Consider the following 24,408-nt stretch of genomic DNA (forward strand, 5'->3'; position numbering starts at 1 on the left):
TGCTGTCTCCTTAGCCGAAACGGCCGGTGATGTAGTCTTCGGTTTCCTTGCGCTCGGGCTTGAAGAAGATCTGCTCGGTGGCACCGAACTCGATCATTTCGCCCAGGTACATGTAGGCCGTGTAGTCGCTGCAGCGGGCAGCCTGCTGCATGTTGTGCGTCACGATGGCAATCGTGTAGTCGTGCTTGAGTTCGTCGATCAGCTCTTCGATCTTGGCAGTGGACAGCGGGTCCAGCGCCGAGGTGGGTTCGTCAAGCAGCAGCACAGAAGGCTTGACCGCCACGCTGCGTGCAATGCAAAGGCGCTGCTGCTGTCCGCCGGAGAGCGACAAACCGCTTTGGTGCAGCTTGTCCTTCACCTCGGTCCACAAGGCGGCCTTGGAGAGCGCCCATTCCACGCGGTCGTCCATCTCGCTTTTGCTCAGGCTTTCGTAGAGCTTCACACCGAAGGCGATGTTGTCGTAGATGGACATGGGAAACGGCGTGGGTTTCTGGAACACCATGCCGATGCGGGCGCGCAGCAGGTTGATGTCCTGCTTGGGGTCCAGGATGTCCTGGCCGTAGAAGTTGATGGTGCCTTCGGCACGCTGGCCCGGGTACAGGCTGTACATGCGATTCAAAGTCCGCAGCAGGGTGGACTTGCCACAGCCCGAGGGGCCAATGAAAGCAGTCACCTTGTGCTCGGCAATGTTGAGGCTGACGTTGCGCAGCCCCTGAAACTTGCCATAGAAGAAGCTGAGGTTGCGAAGTTCCAGCGCATTCTTGCTGGGGGTGACGGTAGCGGTGGCGTTCATTGTCAAATCCTGAAAATGGAGGCTGTCTGGGTGGTGTCTGCGTAATGGGCCGACAGGTCAGGCACGGCTCTTCTCGCGCAGGAAAACCCGCGCCACGATGTTGAGGATCAACACCGACAACGTGATGAGCAAAGCCCCACCCCAGGCCAGGCGCACCCAGTTTTCGTAAGGGCTCAGGGCAAACTGGAAGATCACCACCGGCAGGTTGGCCATGGGGGCATTCATGTTGGTACTGAAGAACTGGTTGTTGAGCGCCGTGAACAACAGCGGCGCAGTCTCGCCGCTGATGCGGGCCACAGCCAGCAGCAGGCCCGTCATCACGCCACTGCGCGCAGCACGCAGGGTGACCATGGTGGACACTTTCCAGCGTGGTGCACCCAGTGCAAAAGCAGCCTCGCGCAGACTGCCGGGCACCAGGCGCAGCATGTTCTCGGTGGTACGGACCACCACCGGTACGGCGATCAGCGACAAGGCCAGGCTACCGGCCCAACCTGAGAAGTTGCCGACCGTCGCCACGGCAATGGCATAGACGAACAGGCCCAGCACGATGGAGGGCGCGGACAGCATGATGTCGGTCACAAAGCGGGTGAGTTCAGCCGTCTTGCTCTGGTCGCCGTATTCCGCTAGGTACACGCCAGCCAGTACACCAATCGGTGTGGATACCAGCACGGTAAAACCCACCATCATGAGGCTACCGACGATGGCATTGGCCAGCCCGCCGCCTTCCGATCCGGGTGCCGGCGTGGACTGGGTGAACATGTTCCAGTCCAGCGCAGCAAAGCCGTTGGACAGCAGCACGCTCAGGATCCAGAGCAGCACGAACAGACCCAGCACCATCGCCCCCAAGGAAAGGGTTAGCCCGATGGCGTTGGAGCGCTGGCGCTTTTTGTAGAGTTGTTGGTTGAATTCCATGGAGCTTGTCTCAAAAGAGGTTCATGGTCAGGGCGTGAGGACTCAAAGGCCCTTGGCCTTTTCAGCACGCAGCATCAGGATCTTGGCGGCCGAAAGCACCACGAAGGTGATCACGAACAGCAGGAAACCCAGCGCGAACAACGTGGAAAGATGGAAGTCAGCCGCCTCGCCGAACTCGTTGGCCAGCGTAGAGGCAATCGAGGTTCCCGGCGAAAAGAGGGATGTCGGCATGCGGTTGGCGTTGCCGATCACAAAGGTCACAGCCATGGTCTCCCCCAGAGCGCGACCCAGGCCCAGCATGATTCCGCCTATAACGCCCTTCTGGGTGTAAGGCAGCACCACGCGGCGCACCACTTCCCAGGTCGTGCAGCCCAGGCCATAGGCAGACTCGCGCAGGATGGGCGGAACAATCTCGAACACGTCGCGCATCACTGCCGCCACAAACGGCAGCACCATGAACGCGAGCACGATACCGGCCGCCAGGATGCCAAAGCCGTTGGTGCTGCCGCCAAACAGAAAGCCCACCAGCGGCATGGAGCCCAGCAGCTTTTGTACCGGCATCTGGAAGTAATCGGCAAACAGCGGGGCAAATACGAACAGACCGAACATGCCGTAGATGATCGAGGGGACGGCCGCCAACAGCTCCACTGCGGTGCCCAGGGGGCGCCGCAGCCAGACCGGGCAAGTTTCCGTCAGAAAAAGGGCAATGCCAAAAGCCAGAGGCACCGCAATCAGCAGCGCAATGCCAGCACTGGCCAGGGTGCCCACGATGGCAATCGCAGCACCGAATTCTTCATTGATGATGTCCCATTCCACGCGCCAGATGAACTGGACACCGAACTTATGGAACGTCGGCCAAGCGTAGATAAACAGAGAGACGATGATCCCCAGCAGCGCCGCCAGCACCAGCAGCGAAAGACTTTGGGTCAACCGATGAAAAAAGATGTCCTGAAGACGCTGCCGCCTGGCAATCGATACCATCGACTCCGTAGGGGCGTCCGTCTTTTTGGCGGACCCGGGTTGCGAACTCATGGTGGTTCCCACGCTCATATTGACTCCCATCTGGCTTCTGGAGATCCCCACAAACCAGCACCCATCGGCCAGCCAAGGCGGCCGATGGGGGGTATTCTGGGGCAGACTGACTTACTTCTTGATCTGCGACCAGACTTTGGAACGGATCTCGGCGGTCAGGCTGTCAGGCAGCGGCACATAGTCCAGCTCCGTGGCCATGCCTTTGCCATTCTTGAACGCCCAATCAAAGAACTTCAGAACTTCAGCCGACTGCGCCTTGTCCGCAGGGTCCTTGTACATCAGGATGAAGGAGGCTGTGCTGACAGGCCAGCTTTCTGCACCCTTGGCATTGACCATCGAGATGCCCATGCCAGGCACGCTGAACCAATCAGCGCTGGCTGCGGCTGCGGCAAAGGTCTTGTCATCAGGGCTTACGTACTTGCCGTCAGCGTTTTGGAGCTGCAGGAAGTTCATGTTGTTCTTCTTGACGTAGGCGTATTCCACATAACCTACAGCGCCCTTCACGCGGGTCACATTGGCGGCCACGCCTTCATTGCCCTTGCCGCCCACCGACGACGCAGCAGGCCACTTCACGGCAGCGCCCTTGCCCACGGAGTCTGCCCATTCCTTGCTGACAGCAGACAGGTAGTCGGTCCAGTTGAACGTGGTGCCCGAACCATCAGCGCGGTGAACCACGGTGATGTTTTGGTCCGGCAAGGTCTTGCCCGGGTTCAGTGCGGCCAGCTTGGCGTCATTCCACTTGGCGATCTTGCCCAGGAAGATTTCTGCCAGTACAGGACCAGTCACGCGCAACTCGCCGGGCTTGAAGCCTTCCAGGTTGACAACGGGCACCGTACCACCAATGATTGCGGGGAACTGCACCATGCCATCTTTGTCAAGGTCAGCACCCGGCAAGGGGGCATCGGTAGCACCAAAGGCCACGGTCTTGGCGCGAATCTGGCGGATGCCCCCGGAAGAACCGATGGACTGATAGTTCAGCCCTGTGCCCGTTTCCTTTTTATAGGCTTCAGCCCACTTGGCGTACATGGGGAACGGGAAGGTTGCGCCCGCACCGGTGATGTCTGCCGCAAAAGCACTGCCTACAGCCATGGAGGCCAGTGCTACAGCGACGGTTTTGAGAAATGTGCGTTTCATTATTCAGTACCTTTTGGCTAGGGTTGACAGGATCAGGCTGAACTCTAGGGCTCCAAGATGACAATTCAGTGACACACCCCTCCCCCATCCCAGCAACTGCAACACAGGCATTCCACCCCCGTCCAACATCAGTAACGTCGTCATTGATTTGTCATACAAGCCGCAGACACTGGCGAAGATCACAGTCTCACGACCAGCCCTCCCGCCGTCCTGGTGGCGATGCGCTTGCGCGGGCGCACCCAACGCTCGCGGTACCATGCCGAACGAAGCTCCAACCAGAAAAACATGCAGAACGGCACACGCCTCGCCGCAGTCGACCTCGGCTCCAACAGTTTTCGCCTTGAAATCGGGCGTTATGAGTTCGGTCATATCCAGAGGGTGGAATACCTCAAGGAGACCGTGCGCCAGGGCAATGGCCTGGACGAAGACCGCAATCTGACCCGCGACGCCATGGAGCGCGGCTGGGCCTGCCTGGCGCGATTTGGAGAGCGCTTGGCTGGATTTCCGCGCTCGCAGGTTCGCGCCGTGGCCACCCAGACCCTGCGCGAAGCACGCAACCGGGAAGAGTTTCTGTCACGCGGGAGCGACGTGCTTGGCTATCCCATCGACGTCGTCTCCGGCCCCGAAGAAGCGAGGCTGATCTACCAGGGCGTCGCCCGCCTGCTCCCGCAGTCCGACGAGCGCCGCCTGGTGGTGGACATCGGGGGGCGGTCCACCGAACTCATTTTGGGCCAGCAATTCACGCCCCACGCCGTGGCCTCGTACCGCGTGGGCAGCGTAGCGTGGTCGCAGCGCTACTTTGCCAATGGCGAGTTCACCACGCAGGCGTTCCTGGCTGCCGAAATTGCAGCCAAGGCCGTGCTGGACGAAGCGCTGGAAACCTTCCAGCCAGATGCCTGGGAGGTGGCCTACGGATCATCCGGCACAGCTGGCGCCGTTGGCGACGTGCTTGCAGCTGCAGGCGGCCCCCAAGGCGTCATCACCCGCGAGGGCCTCAACTGGCTGCAGGAACGCCTGCTGCGCGCCCAATCTGCGGATCGCATCCGCCTGGAAGGCCTCAAGGAAGAGCGGCGCGCCGTCATTGGCGGAGGGATCAGCGTACTGCGCGCCGTGTTTGATCTGCTGGACATCGAGCAGATGCAGGTGGCCCAGGGCGCCTTGCGCCAAGGCGCACTCTACGATCTACTGGACCGCGAACAACCCGGAACCGACCTGCGCACCGCCACCGTGAACGGCCTGATGCAGCGGTTTGGCGTGGACATGGAGCACGCGGAACGGGTTGCGCGCACGGCCTGTACGCTGTTTGACCAGGCTACGCCTTTTGGAAGTGAGCGAGCATCGCGCAAGCTCGACTGGGCGGCCCGGCTTCACGAAATTGGTTGCCTGATATCCCATAGCGATTCCCACCGCCATGGCGCCTACATCCTCGACAACACCGACGCAGCCGGATTTGCAGTCCCTGAACTGCACCGCTTGGGCATCTTGGTTCAAGGTCAGCGCGGCAAGGTCCGCAAGCTGGAAGCGGACCTGCAAGACCCCGTCTTCGTGCTTCAACTGCTGAGCATGCGGCTGGCTGTGGCACTGTGCCACGCCCGCCGCGACCCCGACACCCAGGGCTTGTCACTGCAGACTCAAGGCCACCGTTTCATTCTGAAAGCCCGCGCTGGCTGGGCTACGGCGTTTCCACAATCTGCACACCTGCTGCGCGAAGAAATCCAGGCATGGCAGAAGACCCCTTGGGAACTGGTGGTTGACCTTCCCTGAGCATTGGCAATAAACTATATAAACTGTTTATACCGTTTATTGAAAGCGTTTGTTTGCCATGACCACTTCAAGCCCCGCCCTGCCCGTAGCCCCCTCGCCCAGCCCCGCCCCCACCACTGCGGCAAAGTCGGTCAAGCCGGCTGCGGTGGCCACGAAGGCTCCCGCCAATACGGCTGCTGTCGCCAAGCAGCCCCAAAAAGCAGCCACAAAGCCTGCCTCGGCTTCCAAGAAAAAGGCGTCCACCTCCACGCAAGTGACACCGAAATTGGCCAAGGCCCCCGCCGCGCCAGCCGCCGCCCGGGATACCAAGGCCAAGAAGCCCAAGCTGGTGCGCGACAGTTTCACTATTCCCAAAGATGAATACGCGGTCATAGAAACCCTGAAGCAGCGCTCGGCTGCTCTCGCCCAGCCCGTGAAGAAAAGCGAGCTGTTGCGCGCGGGCTTGAAGGTCCTGGCCGCCATGTCTGACGCCGCCCTGCGCAGCGCGGTACAGGCAGTACCTTCCATCAAGACAGGTCGCCCCAAGGCGGAAGCCGCGCCTGCGGTTCCGGCGCCCGCCACCAAGACGTCGACCAAAGCCTCGCGCAAGTAGCCCCAGCTGTACCGAGGCATACCCTCGGCACAACAGGTCTCAAAGAAACTCGGGGGACTGGACGGTGATCAACAAGGTCTGGCTCTGATCCAGCCGCTGCCGCTGCCTCAACCACCAGACAGCTCCCTTGCGCACAGCGCATTCCGAAGCCTGCAGCCCCATCAGCTGCGCAATGGTCTGGCCCAGCATGGGTTGATGGCCCACAACCAGCACCGTCCCCTTGGCGCGCGGCCACTGCACAAGGTCCAGCAGATCTTGCGGCGTTCCACCAGGTAACAGCTCGGCGCGCATCTTGAACTTGCGCCCCAGGGCGTTGGCCGTTTGCTCGGTGCGCCGGGCCGGACTGGCAAGCACGCGCAAGCCCTCGGGCAATTGCCGGTCCAGCCAGGCCGCCATGCGCGCTGCCTGCTTTTCCCCGCGCGACGTCAAGGCCCTCGCCAGATCATCACCCGCCTCTGCGAGCTCCTCTGCCTCCGCATGGCGCCACAGGATGAGGTCCATCATGCCGCCCCCTGGTCCATGCGCGTCCCCGACGGGGCTGGACCGTAGCGAACCATTAAAGCGTTCTGGGCACCCAACCCATCCTGCGGACGGGGGGCTCGGCTGTAGGAGCCGTCAGCGTTCAGCGTCCATGCATCCCGGTCGTCATGCAAATAGGCGACCAGGCACTCGTCCACAATCTGCTGCCGCAGGCGCGGGTCTGTCACAGGCCAGGCCAACTCCACACGCCGCATCATGTTGCGGTTCATCCAGTCGGCGCTGGAAAGGTACAGATCTTCCTCCCCCCCGCTGCGGAAGTAGAAGACACGTGTGTGCTCCAGGAAGCGGCCGATCACCGACCGTACACGGATGTTGTCGGTCACCCCGGGCACCTGGGCTGCCAGCATGCAAGCTCCCCGCACGATAAGATCAATGCGCGCACCGCGCTGGCCGGCCACGATCAGAGCACGCATCAGGGCCTCGTCGGTCAGGGCATTCATCTTGGCCACGATCCGCGCATCCTCTCCCCGGCTGGCCGCCAGACCCACTTGTTCGATTTTCTCCAGCATTCGCCGGTGCAGATGGAACGGAGCCAGCATCAGCTTGCGCAGCTTGGGCGGGCGGTTCTGGCTCGCAAGGTGATTGAACACCCCGTCCATGTCGGCGGTGGTTTCTTCATCGGCCGTAAGGTAGCTCAGATCGGTATACAGCCGTGCAGTACGTACGTTGTAGTTGCCCGTGGATAGGTGCCCGTAGCGCCGCAGTTTTCGCCCTTCCCTGCGCGTAACCAGCAGCATCTTGGCGTGCGTCTTGAGACCCACTACGCCATAGACCACTTGGGCGCCAATCGACTCCAGGGCCTCGGCCCAGTTGATATTGGCCTCTTCATCAAAGCGCGCCTTGAGTTCCACCACCGCCATGACCTCTTTGCCACGGCGTACGGCCTCGGTGAGCAGGTCCATAAGTTCGGAGTCCGCGCCGGTGCGGTAGATGGTCTGTTTGATGACAAGCACATCAGGGTCATTGACGGCTTCACGCAAAAAGGCAAGGAGCCCGTCAAAACTCTCGAACGGCTGGTGGATCAGCACATCGTGCTTGCGCAGTTGTTCCAGGATGGACACGCCGGATTGCAGCTGCCGGGGCCACGCGGAATTCCAGGGCGGAAAGAGCAGGTCCGGCGCATCCACCAGATCCACCAGTTGCGTCAAACGCACCAGGTTCACTGGGCCATGCACCCGGTACAAAGCAGCAGCCGGCAAAGCAAACTGCGCCAACAGAAAATCCGACAAAAACTGCGAACACCCGGAGGACACCTCCAGCCGTACCGCCTGCCCATAGTGCCGGTGTTGCAAGCCCTGGCGAAGGGCTGTCCGCAGGTTGCGCACATCCTCTTCGTCCAGTGCCAAATCGGAATGGCGCGTCACGCGGAACTGCGAGAATTCCGTGACCTCCCGCCCCGGGAAAAGATCCTCCAGATGCGCGCGAACAATGCTGGAGAGGCTCACGAAAAGAGCCTCCCCAGGCGCCACGCGGGCGGGCATGCGGATCAGCCTTGGCAGCGCACGCGGCACCTTGACGATGGCAATCTCGTTCTCCCTGCCGAAAGCGTCGTGACCCTTCAGGCGAACAATGAAGTTCAGCGATTTGTTGGCCACCTGTGGAAACGGATGGGCCGGATCCAGCCCCACTGGAATCAGCAGTGGCCGGACCTCGTTCACAAAATAGTCGTGGACCCAGCGCTTTTGGGCGGGTGATCGCTCGCCATACCCCACGATGCGAATCCCGTGCGCGGCAAACGCAGGCACCAGGGACTCGTTGTACAGCGCGTATTGCCGCTCCACCAGGCTGTGTATTTTGGCGGCCATGGCTTCGAACGATGCCGTCGAATAGAGCCCTTTGGTCTCACCTTTTTGAGCAGCGGTAATGTGCGGCGCAGCACGGACCTCAAAAAATTCGTCGAGATTGGACGACACGATGCACAGATATCGCAATCGTTCCAGTAGCGGCACATCCGGCCTCACAGCCCAGTCGAAAACACGCTCGTTGAAAGCCAGGATGCTGTGGTCCCTGTCCAGAAACATGTGAGGGGGCGCGCTGGCGGACTGTGAGGATCCTCCGCTCGTGCCACTGTCCGGCGACAGGGAGGCGTTGGCATGCACGAGAGCATCATCGGAAGGCAAAGGCAACATGGGTACGCAAACGCGGCTAGTGCAGGATGGCAGCAGTATTTAACGCCCAGATGACAAAGATGTGACAGATTTTGTGACCGTCACACGAGGCGAGCCCTGCGCTTGGGCTGGAACCAGATACTGCTCGAACAGCCGGGCGGCATGCGCCCAGGTGAAATCGAGTGCCCGTGCGCGCGCTTCGGACCGGGGTATCGCCAGTGCCTGCTGGCTTGCCACGAGCAAATCGTTGTGCAGCACGCCCCCTCTGGGCGGCTGACCTGAATGCGCCCCCAGAACCTCCATCGGGCCGTCCTCAGGGTAGGCGGCCACCGGCGTCCCGCAGGCCATTGCCTCCAGCATGACCAAGCCGAAGGTTTCTGACCGGCTGGGAAACACAAACACATCCGCAGCCGCATATACCTGCGCCAGCGCGGCACGGTCCAGGATGCCCAGCCAACGGACCTGCGGATACTTAGCCTTGAGGCGAGCTTCCAGTGGACCGACCCCGCACACCACCTTGGAGCCTGGTATGTCCAGCAGGAGGAAAGCTTCGATGTTTTTCTCGTACGAAATCCGCCCGACATACAAGGAGACGGGGTGCGCCAAAGCACCCGTGAGCGGGCTCTGGATGGTTGCACCGTGGAACGGAAAAGCCCGTGTGTCCACCCCATGGGTCCATGGGCGCAGATTGCGAAAGCCCCGTCGCTCCAGCATCTGCAAAACGCCTTGCGTAGGCACCATCACCCCCGAAGATGGCTGGTGAAAGTGCCTGAACAGCGCATACCCCCATCGCAGTGGCACGCGCAGCGCTGCATGCAGTATTTCCGGAAATCGCGTGTGGAAAGCGGTAGTGAATGCCAACCCCTTGCGCAGGCAATAGCGGCGCCCTGCCCAGCCCAACGGCCCTTCCGTGGCGAGGTGAATGGCATCGGGTTTCATCGCGTCCAGCATCGTCGTCACCCGCTTCGCCGGGCGCACTGCCAAGTCGATGCCAGGATAGCCGGGGCACGGACGGGTTGCGAACTGGCCGGGGTGCAGCACCTGCACCTCGTGCCCGGCCGCTTCAAGCTCCTGCACCAGTTCCAGCAAGGTGGTAACCACCCCATTGACCTGGGGCAGCCAAGCGTCTGTCAACAAGGCAATTTTCATACAACGGCAGCCGACTCGGCCCGGGAAATATTGGCGACAGGAGAAGCCGGCCACTGCAACAGTTCCAGCCTGCCGTCCATGTGCTCGACCAAGGCGGTGTGGCTTTCCACCCAGTCGCCGTCATTGCAGTAAAGCGTCCCACCGATCTCGCGCATCTCGGCACGGTGGATATGGCCGCACACGACGCCGTCATGCCCCCTGCGGCGTGCTTCAGCCGCAACAGCCACTTCAAAGTCGGTGACGTAGTTCAGGGCCTTTTTGACCTTGCCTTTCAGGTAAGCCGACAAAGACCAGTAGGGCAGGCCCATGCGGGCGCGCAGTGTGTTGAGATACCGGTTGAGCTTGAGCGTGAATTCATAAAGGTTGTCGCCCAGATACGCCAGCCACTTGGCGCACTGGATGACTCCATCAAAATGGTCGCCGTGCGTGACCCAGAGGCTGCGGCCATCCGCCGTGGTGTGCACCGCATCGGCCCGCACCTCGATGCCTCCAAACGAGTGGCCTACGAACGCGCGGGCAAATTCGTCATGGTTGCCCGGCACAAACACCACCCGGCACCCCTTGCGCGCACGGCGCAGCAGCTTTTGCACCACATCGTTGTGGGCCTGTGGCCAGAACCACTTTCGGCGCAGTTGCCAGCCATCGACGATGTCGCCCACAAGGTAGAGGTGATCGCTGGGGTGGTGCTTGAGAAAGTCCAGCAACGCAACCGCCTGGCAACCCGGCGTGCCCAGATGCAGATCAGAAATAAAGACCGCGCGGTACCGACGATGACCAGCAGCGCAGGCATGTGCGTCTTCGGCCGCGTCCTCGTGGCCCATGGATGGCTCCATCCAGGGTCCCAGGGCATCGAATGCGGCGCGCATCAAGCCCCCAGAAAATGCTTGCGATAGCGAGGATGCAGGTCCGCCAGGCGCATCAGCATCGGCAGGTCTGCCGTGTTGAAGTCTGGATCCCAAGCCGGCGCGCCCAGCACGCGGGCCCCGAGCCGCAGGTAGCCTTTGATCAGCGCTGGTGGCTCCACCGTGATGGATCCGTCGAGTTGCTCCACGGGCAAGGGCAAACGGGGAAGCACGTGGTATTCGATGGGGGCAAGGTGTGTCTTTCGCACCTGCTGCCAGATGCTGGCGGCCGCATCGCCGCTGACAACACCGTTGTGAAGCATGGGGATGCTTGCGCAACCGATCATCGTGTCCAACTGGTTGCGCACCATAAAGTCCGCCAGCGCGCTCCACAAAGCCATGATCACTCCGCCGTGGCGGTGGTCGGGGTGCACACAGCTGCGCCCCAATTCCACCATGCGGGGGCGCAGCGAGCGCAGCCGCGTCAGGTCAAACTCGGTATCGCTGTAGGTACCGCCGACGCGCCGGGCCTGGGCCGGAGTGAGCACCCTGTAAGTCCCAATGACTTGCTGGCTCTGGACATCGCGCACCAACAGGTGCTCGCAGTAGTCGTCAAAAAGGTCCACGTCATGGCCCGCAATGGGTGTCGTCAATCGAGCGCCCATTTCCGCCGCAAACACGTCGAACCGCAGCCGCTGCGCCTGGCGCACTTCATCTTCATGGCGCGCCCAGGCCACCTCAATAGCGCCGCGTTCCGGCATCGGATGCGCAGCACCCGTCAAAGCGCCCACCCCTTGAAGCACTCTCGGGGAAGCAACTTCGGCAGACAGCGGTGGTGTCAAGGTGGACAGTTCGTTCATGGTGCAACATCTCCTTGCATGAGGATGGGTTGGGCTGAAGGCACCAACCATGGCCGGGAATCTTTTTTCCCTGCGAGCAAGTGTGGAATTGGGACGTGACGTCGCCATGTCGGAGGCGTGTCAATGCCGTGACAGCCGTTCAGGCAGAAGCACCAACGCTCGCCATCGTACGGACTGCATAATTGATTCAGGAACCCGCACCGTGCATGCCCCCTCCCCCGCTCGCCCCCGGAGCCCTGTTACGGGCCCACTGGTCGTGTTTGTTCTGGCGGCGCTGTGCGCAGGGGTGATGGTGTGGGCGCTGGAGCGCCAGGAGCATGCACAACAGCGCACCCAGGTGGCGGACATGGCGGGCGACCATGTGCAGGCCCTGCAACGCGCCATCGAGCTGGCCCTGTCGGCCAACAACGCCCTGGTGGCCCTCGTGCGCCAGGGAAAAGGCCAGGTAACGCAGTTTGAAGAGATCGGCACCCAGATGCTGCCGTTCTATCCGGGCATCGCCGCCATGGGGCTGTCACCCAACGGGGTGGTCAGGCACGTAGTTCCGCGCCAGGGCAACGAAAACTCCGTCGGCTTCGATCAGCTCAATGACCCACGCCAAGGACCCGAATCCGCCAGGGCACGGGAATCAGGCCGACTGACCCTGGCCGGCCCCATGGAACTGGTGCAAGGTGGCTTGGGAGTGGTGGGGCGCCAGCCTGTTTATCTGGAAGACACACAGGGCCACCGTGCCTTTTGGGGCTTCACCTACGTCACCATCCGATTGCCCGAGGTGCTGGCGGCCGCCCGACTGCCGCAATTGACCCAGCGGGGATACCACTACAGGTTGTGGCGCATCCGGCCCGACACGGGGGAAGAACAGACGATCGCAGCCTCGACCCCACCCGCTGGCCCCGACGCCGTGGGCCGTTCATTGACGCTCCCCAACGGACAATGGACGTTGAGCCTGGTCCCCATCAAAGGCTGGGGAGACCCGGGCGTGCTGGCCATGCGATGCGCGGTGGCCTTGCTGTTTGCGCTGCTGATGACCTACCTCGCCCGGCTGCTTTTCGAGCTGAAGGCGCATGAGCGCGGTCTGGCCTACCAGGTGGCGCAGCGCACCTCGGAGATCCAGGCCACCCAGCAGCAGTTGCGTGCCACCGTCGATGCCATCCCGGACCCGCTTTTCGAGCTTGACCTGGACGGCCTGTACTGCAGCGTGCACAGCCAGCGCGCTGAGTTGCTCATGGCACCCGCAGACATGCTGGTCGGGCACAACGTGACCGAGGTACTGCCTGCGGTGGCCGCACTGTCGGTGATGGACGTGCTGAACGAAGCCCACGCCCAGGGCTGGTCCACCGGACGGCAGATCGTGCTTGATCTGCCCAGTCTGGGCGCCACCTGGTTTGAGTTGTCTGCGGCGCGCAAGGCCACCTCCCCCAGCGCAAAGCCCAGGTTCATTGTGCTGTCGCGAGACATCACCGAACGCAAGCGGTCCCAGGAGCAGTTGCAGCTCACCGCCCAGGTGTTTGACCAGAGCAGTGAAGCCATCGTGATTGCAGACGCGGCGCATACCATCGTGCGCATCAACCGGGCATTCACACGGATCACCGGGTACACGGAAGCCGAAGCGGTAGGACGGTCCGTGCGTCTGCTCACGGTCGCCGGAGCCGACGATGACTTCCACGCCGATACCGTCTACGCACAGTTGCCGCAGGGCGGAAGCTGGGAGGGCGAGGCCTGGGGGCGCCGCAAGGATGCATCCACCTACCCGCAGTGGCTGTCGGTCAGCAGCGTGCGAGACGGCAATGGCGTTGTCACGCATTCCATCACGCTGTTCCGCGACATCACCCAGCAGCGAGAGGCCCAGGACCGCATTCAACGGCTGGCCCACTTCGACCCGCTCACCAACCTTCCCAACCGCGCGCTCCTGGCGGAACGCGCCCACCGCCACATTGCCGACGAGCAGGCGCGCGGCGGTACGCTGGCCATGCTGTTTCTGGACCTGGACCACTTCAAGAATGTCAATGATTCGCTGGGCCACAGAATCGGCGACATCCTGCTCGTGGCTGTCGCACAAAGGCTTCAGTCTCTCCTGAGGCCCCAGGACACGGTTTCGCGCCTGGGTGGGGACGAATTCCTGCTGCTGCTCCCCGCCACTTCCGCCGCTGCCGCCGCCGAAATGGCCACGCAGCTGCTGGCCGCCGTGGCCCAGCCCTTCCAGATTGACCCCTACGAACTCACCACCACCTTGTCGGTCGGCATTGCGATGTACCCGGCCGACGGGGAATCGTTCGACACGCTGTACCAGCGGGCAGACGCCGCCATGTACCGTGCCAAGCAGAACGGACGCAACCGGTACGGATTCTTCACCGCCGATCTTGAAGCCCGCACCGCCCGTGCCCTCCAGATCGAAAATGCGCTGCGCCGTGCGCTGGAGCGCAACCAGTTTGAGCTGCACTACCAGCCGCAGGTCTCGCTCACCACGCGCCAGGTGGTGGGTGCCGAAGCCCTGCTGCGCTGGCGCCATCCCGAACTGGGCCTGGTGTCGCCAGCCGAGTTCATCCCCGTGGCCGAGAGCAGCGGCATGATCGTGGCAATTGGCGAATGGGTCATCCACACAGCGGTGAGGGACACCAAACGCTGGCTGGATCTGCACCTGCCCCTGCGGGCCGTTTCCGTGAACGTTTCCGCCGTGCAATTCAGGCACCCCCAGTTGCCCGAGATGGTGACCCGCTGCCTGGAACAGGCTGGCCTGCCTGCCCGCAGGCTGGAGCTGGAGCTGACGGAGGGTGCCGCCGTGGACGATCCCGCCGCCGCACTGGCGATGATGGACCAGCTGCACGACCGGGGCGTGCGCCTGTCGATGGATGACTTTGGCACTGGGTACTCATCGCTGAGCTACCTCAAGCGTTTTCAGATCTACAAACTCAAGATCGACCAATCGTTTGTACGCGACCTCGAAGAGGATGCCAACGACCGCGCCATCGTGAGCGCCATCATCCGCATGGCGCAGGCGCTGGGTATGCAAACCACGGCAGAGGGGGTGGAGACCGACGGGCAGCTCGAATTTCTGCGTGCGCAGGGCTGCGACGAAGCGCAGGGCTTTTACTTCAGTCGCCCCCTGCCCGCGGATGCCTTCGAGGCCTACTTGCGCCAGCAGCAGGAGCAGCAGTCGTCGTCGTCAGGCTAGGCACTTGCGCGCCGTTGGTTGCGGGCGGCATTGCGGCGGTTACCGAAGGTGCCCACATGGGCTTGTAAGGGAGCGCTGCTACACTTTGGTACAAATTACCCAGGCCGCCAGGCCCTACAGCCCGTACCGGTCTCCATGTTTGCGCCGTACAGCACTCCAGAATCGCAGCGTCCTGGAGTTGCCACCGACACTCCCTTGCAACGCGCGCTGCGCGAACAGCAAACCCTGCTCGACAGTGCGGGCGTAGGCATTGTGTTCCTGCGCCAGCGCAGTGTGGTGCGCTGCAACCAGCGGTATGCAGAAATTTTTGGCCATGCCAGCCCCGAGAGCCTGGTCGGGCTGAACACCGAAACCTTCTACCCTTCGCGCGAGGCGTTTCGCGATCTGGGCCGCACCGCCTACCCGGTCCTAGCCCAGGGCCAGGCGTTCCGCGTCGAGCGCCAGCTGCGCCGGCGCGACGGCAGCCTGTTCTGGGGCAGCCTGACCGGGCGGCTCATCAACACTCACGACACAGCCGAAGGTTCCATCTGGATTCTGGACGACATCGACGAGCAAAAGCGTGCGCAGGCAGCACTGGGCGCAGCGGTGCGTGAAAAGCAGCTGCTCTTTGACAGCGCGATGGTGGGGATCGTGTTCCTGCGCGACCGGCGCCTGACCCGCTGCAACCACCACTTTGAGCAGATGCTGGGCTACGAGCCGGGTGAACTGGTGGGCAGCCCCTCGCGCCGGTGGTACGCCAGCGACGCTGCGTGGGAAGAGGTCGGCCGCCGATGCTATCCGCAGCTGGCCGCCGGCCACTCCTACGAGGGCGAGCTGGAGCTGTGCCGCAAGGATGGGACCCCCGTGATCTGCGAGGTGCGCAGCAAGTCCATCGACCCAGCCGATCCATCGCAGGGTTCCATCTGGATCACGATGGACATCACGGAGCGCAAGCAGGCGCAGGCCGTGCTTGCCAGTGCCCACGAAGACCTGGAAAGGCAGGTGCAGGACCGCACCCGCGAACTGCGCGAGACCGTGGACAACCTGCACCGTGAGATCAACGACCGCAAGGCCGATCAGGAGCGCATCTACTGGCTGGCCCACTACGACGCCCTGACAGGCCTGCCCAACCGCACGCTGCTGGCAGAACGGGCGCAGGAGGCCATCCGCGTCGCCCAGGAGGGCAACACGCCGCTGGCCCTGATCTTCCTGGACCTGGACCACTTCAAGCATGTGAACGACTCGCTGGGCCACCGCGTGGGCGATACCCTGCTCGTGGAGATCGCCAAGCGGCTGCGGGCCGTGGTGCGCGACAAGGACACCGTGTCGCGCCTGGGCGGCGACGAGTTCATTTTGCTGCTGCCGGGCGCCAATGCCCATGGCGCCGCCCGCGTGGCCGGCAAGCTGCAGGAGGCATCGCGCCAGCACTACCAGATTGACCACCACGAACTGACCATGGCGCCGTCCATGGGCATCGCGCTGTTCCCGCAGGATGGCACGGACTTCGACACGCTGACACAGTCGGCCGATGTGGCCATGTACCGCGCCAAGCTCGACGGGCGCAACACCTTCAAGTTCTTTACCCCCGAGATGCAGGCGCAGTCGGTGCGCGCCTTGCAGCTTGAAAACGCCCTGCGGCGTGCGCTGGAGCGCAACCAGTTCCACCTGCACTACCAGCCGCAGATGAGCCTGACCAACGGCTCCGTGCGCAGCGTGGAGGCATTGCTGCGCTGGCAACACCCGCAGCTGGGCGCAGTATCGCCGGCAGAGTTCATTCCCATTGCCGAAGACAGCGGGCAGATCCTGCAGATTGGGGAATGGGTGCTGCGCACGGCGCTGTCACAGCTCAAAACCTGGCGCACGAACGGATTCCCCCACCTGACGATGGCCGTGAACCTGTCAGCCATCCAGTTTCGCCAGCCGCAGCTGCCGGAGCTGGTGAGCCGCATGCTGGCCGAGTTCGGGCTGCCGCCCGACTCCCTGGAGCTGGAGCTGACCGAGGGCGTGGCCGTGGACGACCCCCATGCTGCCGTGGCCACCATGGACCAGTTGCACGCACGCGGCGTGCGCATGTCGATGGACGACTTTGGCACCGGCTACTCATCGCTGAGCCAGCTCAAGCGCTTTCAGATCTTCAAGCTCAAGATCGACCAGTCGTTCGTGCGCGACCTGGGTGATGACGGCAACGACCGCGCCATCGTCAGCGCCATCATCCGCATGGCCCAGGCGCTGGGCATGCGCACCACGGCCGAAGGCGTGGAGACCGAAGGTCAACTGGCCTACCTGCGCGAACAAGGGTGCGACGAGGCGCAGGGCTACCACTTCAGCATGCCGCTGTCCGCGCCCGAGCTGGAAGCCTTCATGCGGCGGCAGTTGCATTGACCGACACTGCCCCATGCTGGTCTAAGGGCTCGTGCAGCGGCCAAGGAATGCACCGGTGGACACAGAAGGGACAGCAGCCCATCGGCTCGAAAATAGCATGAAAACCGGGCCTAGCGCTTGATGGAAAAGCGCAAGCAGCTATAAATTAAGTAGCAAATACACCCAATCTGCAGGACCGAGGCTCCTGGGGCTGTGCGGGCTTTCAGCAGTCAGCACCCCATGCATCGTCGCCCAGGTCGGTCCCTGCAAGCGCAGTTCAGCGGATCGGAAACGCGTACATCAGGCCCTGCTTGCTCCACAGGTTGTTGAGGCCGCGCGGCAGCCCCAGCGCCGACTTCTGGCCGACGTTGCGCTCGAAAATCTCGCCGTAGTTCCCGGTTGTCTTGAGGGCGCGCAGCAACCAGTCCCGGTCCAGCCCCAGGAGCTTTCCAGTGTCTTCCGCAGTACCCACCATGCGCTGCACCACCGGGTGGGCGCTGCTGGCTTTCAGCGAATCCGCATTGGCTTGCGTCACACCATACTCTTCGGCTTCGATCAGGCCGTAGATCACCCACTTGACCACGGCAAACCACTCGTCGTCGCCCCGCCGCACCAAGGGCCCCAGGGGTTCCTTGGAGATGAGTTCCGGCAAGATCGTGTGCATTGCCGCACCTTGCGAAACACCGCTGCGCAAGGCTGCCAGGCCCGATGCATCGGTGGTGAATGCGGTGCACCGCCCCGCCAGATAGGCGGCCGTTGCAGCATCTACCTTCTCAAACATCACGGGTTTGATGTCGAGGCCGTTGGCACGGGAATAGTCGGCCAGGTTTTTTTCGGTGGTAGTGCCCGACTGCACACATACGGTCTGTCCCTTGAGCTGGCGGATGCTCCTGATCTTGCTCTTGGCAGGCACCATGAAACCCTGGCCGTCGTAGTAGGTAACGACCGTCTGGTGCAGACCCATCGATGCATCGCGCGCCAGCGAAAAGGTGGTGTTGCGCGAAAGCACGTCCACCTCGCCGGATTGCAAGGCCGTGAAACGCTGCGGCACGTCCAAAGGCACGTACTTGACTTTCTTGCCGTCGCCCAGCACGGCGGCTGCAATCGCCCTGCAGACATCCACGTCAAGTCCGGACCACTTGCCGCTGGAGTCTGCCATCGCAAACCCGGCCAGCCCGGTATTGACACCACACACCAACTGCCCGCGCGCCCTGATACCGTCGAGAGTCTTGCCCGCATGGGCCACGGGAGCGGCCAGCAACGCGGCCACAACGATGGCGCCCATTGGGGCGATCTGGCCAAACACTGTCTTCATGCGGTCAGGTCTCCGGGAGGGTGATTCACGGTGCCGCCAATGGCGCAGGCCCTGCCCCATCCAGCATCTTCTGCAGAAATTGCGCCTGCCCCATGCTGGGGTCCAGGGTGTAGGCAGCAAAGCCTTCCCGTTCGTACGCGCGCATTGCACTGTGGTTGCCCGAAAGCACTTCGAGCGTGAGCTTGCAGGCACCGCGCTCGCGGGCCAGCGCTTCCACCCGGTGCAGCATGCGCTGGGCGATGCGGTGGCCGCGCCAGCCGGGTGCCACCACCACGTCATGCACGTTGACCAGAGGCCGGCAGGCAAAGGTCGAAAAGCCCTCCAGGCAATTGATCAGCCCCACGGGCACCTCGCCGTGTGGCGCCGACGCGTCCGCCGCCCAGGCCATCACGCTGAAAGCCTGCGGCCGCTGGCGCAGCGCCTCGGGCAAGCCCCGCTGGACCTCGGCGCTCAGTGGAACGCCACCACCCGCCACGTCCCTTGCATAGCCGTCGAGCAGTTCGACCAACGCCCGCGCTTCGCGGGCATTGCCGTAGTCCACGGAACGGACGGTGATGGTGGAAGACATGTCAGTGTTTGAAGGCATCTATGGGGTTCCTGGTCGGCGGCAAAGGCCGCAGCGTAGCGGATCGTGCGGCGCGCCAACGGTGGAAGGAGCTCTCGGCGGGATCACCATCAGCCAGCACGGGCCGCGTCGGCCAACCTTTGCGCGCAGGAACTGGCCATTTGCGCATCACGGGCCTCCACCATCACCCGCAGCAGCGGCTCGGTACCACTCGCGCGGATCAGCACGCGGCCTGACGCACCCAGTTCCTGCTCGACGGCCTGGGTCGTGTCAGCCAGCAAGCGGTTGGCCTTCCAGTCCTGGCCAGGGGCCAGCCGCACATTCAGCAGCACCTGCGGATAGAGCGTGATGTCGGCCAACAGTTGCGCCAAGGTGCGGCCACTGCGCACACAGGCCTGCAGCACCTGCAATGCACTCACCAAGCCGTCGCCGGTGGTGTGGCGGTCCAGCGCCAGCAGATGGCCCGAGCCCTCGCCGCCCAGCACCCACTGGTGCCGCGCCAGCTCTTCAAGCACATAGCGGTCGCCCACCTTGGCCCGCACAAACTTCACGCCCTTTGCCTTCAGCGCCACCTCCACTGCCATGTTGGTCATCAGGGTGCCCACGACACCCGGCACATGCTCATCGCGGCCCATGCGGTCCGAAGCCATCAGGTACAAAAGCTCGTCGCCGTTGTACAGGCGCCCCGTGGCATCGACGATCTGCAGGCGGTCCGCGTCGCCATCGAGCGCAATGCCATAGTCGGCGTGGTTGGCGCGCACGGCCCGCACGAGCGCATCAGGATGGGTGGCTCCCACCTCGTGGTTGATGTTGAGGCCGTCGGGTGAGCAGCCAATCGACAGCACTTCGGCACCCAGCTCGTGGAAGACCTTGGGTGCCACCTGGTAGGCCGCGCCATGCGCGGCATCGACGACGATCTTGAGGCCCTTGAGGGTCAGGTCCTGCGGAAAGGTGCTCTTGCAGAACTCAATGTAGCGGCCCGCCGCGTCATCGAGCCGCCGCGCCTTGCCCAGGCTGGCCGAATCGGCCCACACCGGGGGTTCGCCCAGGGCCGCTTCCACGGCCTGCTCCCACGCGTCGGGCAACTTGGTGCCCTGTGCACTGAAAAACTTGATGCCGTTGTCGGGATAGGCGTTGTGGCTGGCGCTGATGACCACCCCCAGGCTGGCGCGTTGTGCGCGGGTCAGGTAGGCCACGCCCGGGGTGGGCAAAGGACCCAGCAGCACCACATCCACACCCGCGGAGTTGAAGCCTGACTCCAGCGCACTTTCCAGCATGTAGCCCGAAATGCGGGTGTCCTTGCCGATCAGCACCGTGGGGCGCTCCTCGGTCCTGCGCAACACTCGCCCGACGGCATGGGCCAGGCGCAGAACAAAATCCGGGGTGATGGGTGGCTGCCCGACGGTGCCACGAATGCCATCGGTTCCAAAGTATTGGCGCGTCATGTTCTAGCGTCTCCTCGTGTGAATCTCATTGTTTGTTATCCATCGCCAAAGGGTCTGGCATGCGCCCATCCATACAACGCCCCAGCCTCCGGAAGACCCCGTCAGACCGCTTGCATTGCACGCCACACCGCGAGCGCCGCCACGGTTTCGCGGACATCGTGCACGCGCACCACAGAAGCTCCACGCTCCACGGCCAACACCGCCGCCGCCACGCTGGGCACCATGCGCTGCTCTACCGCCAGGCCCGTCACCGCGCCCAGCGAGGACTTGCGGGACCAGCCTGCCAGAAGAGGATAGCCTGCAGCCCGCAGCACCGACTGGTGCGCCAGCAGCGCAAAATTCTGTTCCACCGTTTTGCCAAAACCAATACCCGGGTCCAGCACAATCCGGTTCTTTTCGACCCCTAGCGCTTGCAGGTCAAGCGCAGAGCGCTGCAAAAAGTATAGTACCTGCTGTACCACATCGCCCTCCATCGGGGCCACCTGCATGGTTTGGGGGTCGCGGTGCATGTGCATCAGGCACACCCCACATTGCGGGTGCGATGCCACCACCTCTGCGGCACCCGGCTGGCGCAATGCCCAGATGTCATTGATGATGTCCGCGCCCAGGTCCAGCACCGCGCGCATGACCTCGGGCTTGTAGGTATCGATGGAGATAGGCACCCCCAGGGACACCGCGCCCTGCACCAGAGGCACCACACGCGCCAGCTCTTCGTCCAGCGGCACCGCCGGACTGCCGGGGCGCGTGGACTCCCCACCAATGTCCAGAATGTGTGCCCCGTCGCGGAGCAACTGCTCGCAATGCCGCAGGGCCGCAGCGGTGGAGCCATGCCGCCCGCCGTCGGAGAACGAGTCCGGCGTGACATTGACGATGCCCATCACGCGGGGCTCGGCCAGGTCAATAGAGAAACGGGAGGTCTGCCAGATCATGGGGGGATCGAGAAAAGGTCACAGGCGCCTTCCTGGTGGAGGTCGGGAGACAGCACAACACCAGCCATGAAAAACGGGGCACAAGGCCCCGTGAGAACGGATGGACCGGCCAGCAATCAGGCGGCCGATGGTGCGGTGTCCGTCGTCACCGCAGGCGTGCCGCCGCTGGAGTTGTCGCCGCCCGAGGGAGGTGTACGGGGCGTCCAGTCCTTGGGAGGACGGGGCTCCTTGCCAGCCATGATGTCGTCCAACTGCTCGGTGTCGATGGTCTCCCATTCGAGCAGGGCCTTCGCCATGGCGTGCATCTTGTCGCTGTTCTCTTCGATCAGGCGGCGGGCCAGGTTGTACTGCTCATCGATGATGCGGCGCACTTCCATGTCCACCTTTTCCATGGTCTGCTCGCTCATGGTCGTGGTCTTGGTCACCGAACGGCCCAGGAACACTTCGCCTTCGTTCTCTGCGTAGACCATAGGCCCCAGGGCATCGGTCATGCCGTAGCGGGTGACCATGTCACGGGCAATGTGCGTGGCACGCTCGAAGTCATTGCTGGCCCCAGTGGTCATCTGATTCATGAACACTTCTTCAGCGATGCGGCCACCAAACAGCATGCTGATCTGGTTGAGCATGTATTCGCGATCGTAGCTGTAGCGGTCCTGGGCAGGCAGGCTCATCGTCACGCCCAGGGCCCGGCCACGGGGAATGATGGTGACCTTGTGCACGGGGTCGCACTTGGGCAGCAGCTTGCCAATGAGGGCGTGGCCAGACTCGTGGTAGGCCGTGTTGCGGCGCTCTTCCTCGGGCATGACCATGCTCTTGCGCTCGGGGCCCATGAGGATCTTGTCCTTGGCCTTCTCGAAGTCCTGCATCTCGACGGTACGGGCATTGCGGCGCGCAGCCATCAGGGCAGCTTCATTGCACAGGTTGGCCAGATCGGCACCGCTCATGCCAGGGGTGCCACGGGCAATGATGCCAGGGGCCACGTCCTGACCAATCGGGATCTTGCGCATGTGCACGTTCAGGATCTGCTCGCGGCCACGGATATCGGGCAGCGTCACATAGACCTGACGGTCGAAACGGCCAGGGCGCAGCAGGGCGGCGTCCAGGATGTCGGGGCGGTTGGTGGCAGCCACCACGATCACGCCCAGGTTGGTTTCGAAGCCGTCCATCTCAACCAGCATCTGGTTGAGGGTCTGTTCGCGCTCGTCGTTGCCACCGCCCAGGCCAGCACCACGCTGGCGGCCCACCGCGTCGATTTCATCGATGAAGATGATGCACGGAGCGTTCTTCTTGGCGTTGTCGAACATGTCGCGCACACGGGCCGCGCCCACGCCGACAAACATTTCCACAAAATCGGAGCCCGAGATGCTGAAGAACGGCACCTTGGCTTCGCCTGCGATGGACTTGGCAAGCAGGGTCTTGCCGGTGCCAGGGGGGCCCACCAGCAGCAGGCCGCGTGGGATGCGGCCACCCAGCTTTTGGAATTTCTGCGGATCTTTCAGGAAGTCCACGACTTCCTTGACTTCTTCCTTGGCCTCGTCGCAACCCGCCACGTCCGCGAACGTGACCTGGTTGTTGTTTTCGTCGAGCATGCGCGCCTTGCTCTTGCCGAAGCTGAAGGCACCGCCCTTGCCGCCGCCCTGCATCTGACGCATGAAGTACACCCACACGCCGATCAGCAGCAGCATGGGGCCCCAGCTGACCAGGAGGGTCATGAGCAGGGAGCCTTCTTCACGGGGCTTGACGTCGAACTTGACGTTGTTGTTGATGAGATCGCCCACAAGGCCACGGTCCAGATAGGTGGCGGTCGTGCGGATCTTGCGGTCGTCATTGGTGACGGCCACGATCTCGGTGCCGCCCTGGCCTTCCTGGATGGTCGCGCTCTTGATGCGGTTGCTGCGGACTTCCTCCAGGAACTCCGAGTAGCCGACGTGGCCTGCGCTGGCTCCGGCACGGGTGTCAAACTGTTTGAACACCGTGAACAGCACCATGGCAATAACCAGCCACACGGCAATTTTTGAAAACCACTGATTGTTCAAGCGGGGCTCCAGTTGCGGGAAACAGAAAACGGACACACTGCCGTCATGGCACGCATGTGCGGCCCATTTTAGGTGTTTCAAGCCACCCGGCCATCCCTATTCCCCCTAGCGGCCATGGAAACAGCACGGGCTTTAGGGTCGAAATTCACGGATTCTTGACCTGAGGCAAGCCCGTTCAGGCGGTCTTCTTGAGGCCCATGCCCACCAGAAAGGTCTCGGACGATTTGTCGCGGGAGGCCTTGGGCTTCAACGGCTTGACCACTTTGAAGGTCTGTTTGAACAGCGTGACCAGATCGCTGTAGCCGCTGCCATGGAACAGCTTGACCACCAGGGCCCCATCCGGTTTCAAATGGTTGCAAGCAAACTCCACAGCCAGTTCGACCAGATGGGCAATGCGCGCAGCGTCGGCCGATTCGATACCGGACAGATTGGGAGCCATGTCCGAAACGACAACATCCACCACCCGGCCATCCAGGGCCTGCTCCAGGCGCTCCAGCACCTCCGCCTCACGAAAATCACCGTTGATATAGGTAACGCCCTCGATGGGCTCCATGGGCAGAAGGTCTAGCGCAATGATGGTGCCGTTGAGTTGGCCCGCTGCAGCCCCCCCGGGCGACATGCGCCTGCGCAGGTACTGGCTCCAGGCGCCCGGCGTGGAACCCAGATCCACCACGGTGTAACCGGGTTTGATGAGGCCTAGCTGTTCGTCGATTTCCTTGAGCTTATAGGCGGCGCGTGCCCGGTATCCCTCTTTCTGGGCCAATTTGACATAGGTGTCGTTGACATGGTCGTTCAACCACGCCTTGTTGACCTTCTTGCTTTGGGTTTTGACTTTCATACCGCTCCATTGTCTCTCGACAATCAGCACCGCCGATAATAC

The 24,408-nt window shown here is 62.8% G+C and carries 19 protein-coding genes; 4 read left to right on the plus strand and 15 right to left on the minus strand.

The features are described from left to right. Positions 1-10: 10 nt before the first annotated feature. From pstB to pstS, 4 genes are all read right to left on the minus strand, one after another. A complete protein-coding gene (gene pstB / locus KW832_RS13190) occupies positions 11-793 on the minus strand; it encodes a phosphate ABC transporter ATP-binding protein PstB (protein ID WP_055398210.1) in 783 nt (260 codons plus the stop codon). Positions 794-850: 57 nt separating this feature from the next. Next, positions 851-1,705 carry a phosphate ABC transporter permease PstA gene (gene pstA / locus KW832_RS13195; protein ID WP_055398211.1) on the minus strand — a complete coding sequence of 285 codons (855 nt, stop codon included), beginning with the start codon at positions 1,703-1,705 and terminating at the stop codon, positions 851-853. 42 nt (positions 1,706-1,747) lie between these two features. After that, positions 1,748-2,737: a phosphate ABC transporter permease subunit PstC gene (pstC, locus tag KW832_RS13200; protein WP_228897760.1), complete on the minus strand. Its 990-nt coding sequence runs from the start codon at positions 2,735-2,737 to the stop codon at positions 1,748-1,750. Positions 2,738-2,848: 111 nt separating this feature from the next. Beyond that, positions 2,849-3,871: a phosphate ABC transporter substrate-binding protein PstS gene (gene pstS / locus KW832_RS13205; RefSeq protein WP_055398213.1), complete on the minus strand. Its 1,023-nt coding sequence runs from the start codon at positions 3,869-3,871 to the stop codon at positions 2,849-2,851. A 285-nt stretch (positions 3,872-4,156) separates the two neighbouring features. Here pstS and KW832_RS13210 point away from each other — a divergent pair, with 285 nt between their 5' ends. Continuing rightward, a complete protein-coding gene (locus KW832_RS13210) occupies positions 4,157-5,635 on the plus strand; it encodes a Ppx/GppA phosphatase family protein (RefSeq protein ID WP_218300290.1) in 1,479 nt (492 codons plus the stop codon). Positions 5,636-5,693: 58 nt separating this feature from the next. Next, a complete protein-coding gene (locus tag KW832_RS13215; protein WP_218300292.1) occupies positions 5,694-6,227 on the plus strand; it encodes a hypothetical protein in 534 nt (177 codons plus the stop codon). A gap of 39 nt (positions 6,228-6,266) precedes the next feature. Here the strand turns inward: KW832_RS13215 and KW832_RS13220 are convergent, their stop codons facing one another. From KW832_RS13220 to KW832_RS13240, 5 genes are read right to left on the minus strand one after another with little or no spacing between them, the layout of a single operon-like run. Continuing rightward, positions 6,267-6,731: a histidine phosphatase family protein gene (locus KW832_RS13220; RefSeq protein ID WP_055398215.1), complete on the minus strand. Its 465-nt coding sequence runs from the start codon at positions 6,729-6,731 to the stop codon at positions 6,267-6,269. Beyond that, a complete protein-coding gene (gene ppk1, locus KW832_RS13225) occupies positions 6,728-8,896 on the minus strand; it encodes a polyphosphate kinase 1 (protein WP_255577712.1) in 2,169 nt (722 codons plus the stop codon). The genes KW832_RS13220 and ppk1 overlap by 4 nt, the downstream gene beginning before the upstream one ends. Positions 8,897-8,935: 39 nt before the next feature. Beyond that, a complete protein-coding gene (locus tag KW832_RS13230) occupies positions 8,936-10,024 on the minus strand; it encodes a glycosyltransferase family 1 protein (RefSeq protein ID WP_218300294.1) in 1,089 nt (362 codons plus the stop codon). After that, positions 10,021-10,845, minus strand: a complete 825-nt coding sequence (locus KW832_RS13235; protein WP_255577713.1) for a UDP-2,3-diacylglucosamine diphosphatase — start codon at positions 10,843-10,845, stop codon at positions 10,021-10,023. Before KW832_RS13235 ends, KW832_RS13230 begins: the two co-directional genes overlap by 4 nt. A 44-nt stretch (positions 10,846-10,889) precedes the next feature. Beyond that, positions 10,890-11,726 (minus strand): GNAT family N-acetyltransferase, encoded by an 837-nt coding sequence (locus tag KW832_RS13240; protein WP_121420534.1) that lies wholly within the window; start codon positions 11,724-11,726, stop codon positions 10,890-10,892. 289 nt (positions 11,727-12,015) lie between these two features. Between KW832_RS13240 and KW832_RS13245 the strand changes: the two genes are divergently transcribed. Then, the gene (locus tag KW832_RS13245) at positions 12,016-14,898 is read left to right on the plus strand and encodes an EAL domain-containing protein (protein ID WP_255577749.1); all 2,883 of its coding nucleotides are present in this window, start codon (positions 12,016-12,018) and stop codon (positions 14,896-14,898) included. Between the two features lie 135 nt (positions 14,899-15,033). Beyond that, positions 15,034-17,259, plus strand: coding sequence for a bifunctional diguanylate cyclase/phosphodiesterase (locus tag KW832_RS13250; RefSeq protein WP_218300299.1), 2,226 nt, complete (start codon positions 15,034-15,036; stop codon positions 17,257-17,259). Positions 17,260-17,515: 256 nt separating this feature from the next. Here KW832_RS13250 and KW832_RS13255 read toward each other — a convergent pair whose 3' ends face one another. From KW832_RS13255 to KW832_RS13280, 6 genes are all read right to left on the minus strand, one after another. Continuing rightward, positions 17,516-18,553 (minus strand): amino acid ABC transporter substrate-binding protein, encoded by a 1,038-nt coding sequence (locus tag KW832_RS13255; protein WP_218300300.1) that lies wholly within the window; start codon positions 18,551-18,553, stop codon positions 17,516-17,518. A 25-nt stretch (positions 18,554-18,578) separates the two neighbouring features. After that, positions 18,579-19,121: a GNAT family N-acetyltransferase gene (locus KW832_RS13260; RefSeq protein WP_218300304.1), complete on the minus strand. Its 543-nt coding sequence runs from the start codon at positions 19,119-19,121 to the stop codon at positions 18,579-18,581. A gap of 107 nt (positions 19,122-19,228) precedes the next feature. Further along, positions 19,229-20,563 carry a phosphoglucosamine mutase gene (gene glmM, locus KW832_RS13265; RefSeq protein WP_218300305.1) on the minus strand — a complete coding sequence of 445 codons (1,335 nt, stop codon included), beginning with the start codon at positions 20,561-20,563 and terminating at the stop codon, positions 19,229-19,231. Between the two features lie 101 nt (positions 20,564-20,664). Continuing rightward, positions 20,665-21,492: a dihydropteroate synthase gene (gene folP / locus KW832_RS13270; RefSeq protein WP_218300306.1), complete on the minus strand. Its 828-nt coding sequence runs from the start codon at positions 21,490-21,492 to the stop codon at positions 20,665-20,667. Positions 21,493-21,608: 116 nt separating this feature from the next. Continuing rightward, positions 21,609-23,528, minus strand: a complete 1,920-nt coding sequence (gene ftsH / locus KW832_RS13275) for an ATP-dependent zinc metalloprotease FtsH (RefSeq protein WP_055398225.1) — start codon at positions 23,526-23,528, stop codon at positions 21,609-21,611. Between the two features lie 175 nt (positions 23,529-23,703). Then, complete coding sequence (locus KW832_RS13280) at positions 23,704-24,366, minus strand: RlmE family RNA methyltransferase (RefSeq protein ID WP_055398226.1); 663 nt, start codon at positions 24,364-24,366, stop codon at positions 23,704-23,706. Between the last annotated feature and the right edge of the window lie 42 nt (positions 24,367-24,408).

This window comes from Acidovorax sp. sif0632 (assembly GCF_019218805.1).
GTDB classification, from domain to species: Bacteria; Pseudomonadota; Gammaproteobacteria; order Burkholderiales; family Burkholderiaceae_C; genus Acidovorax; species Acidovorax facilis.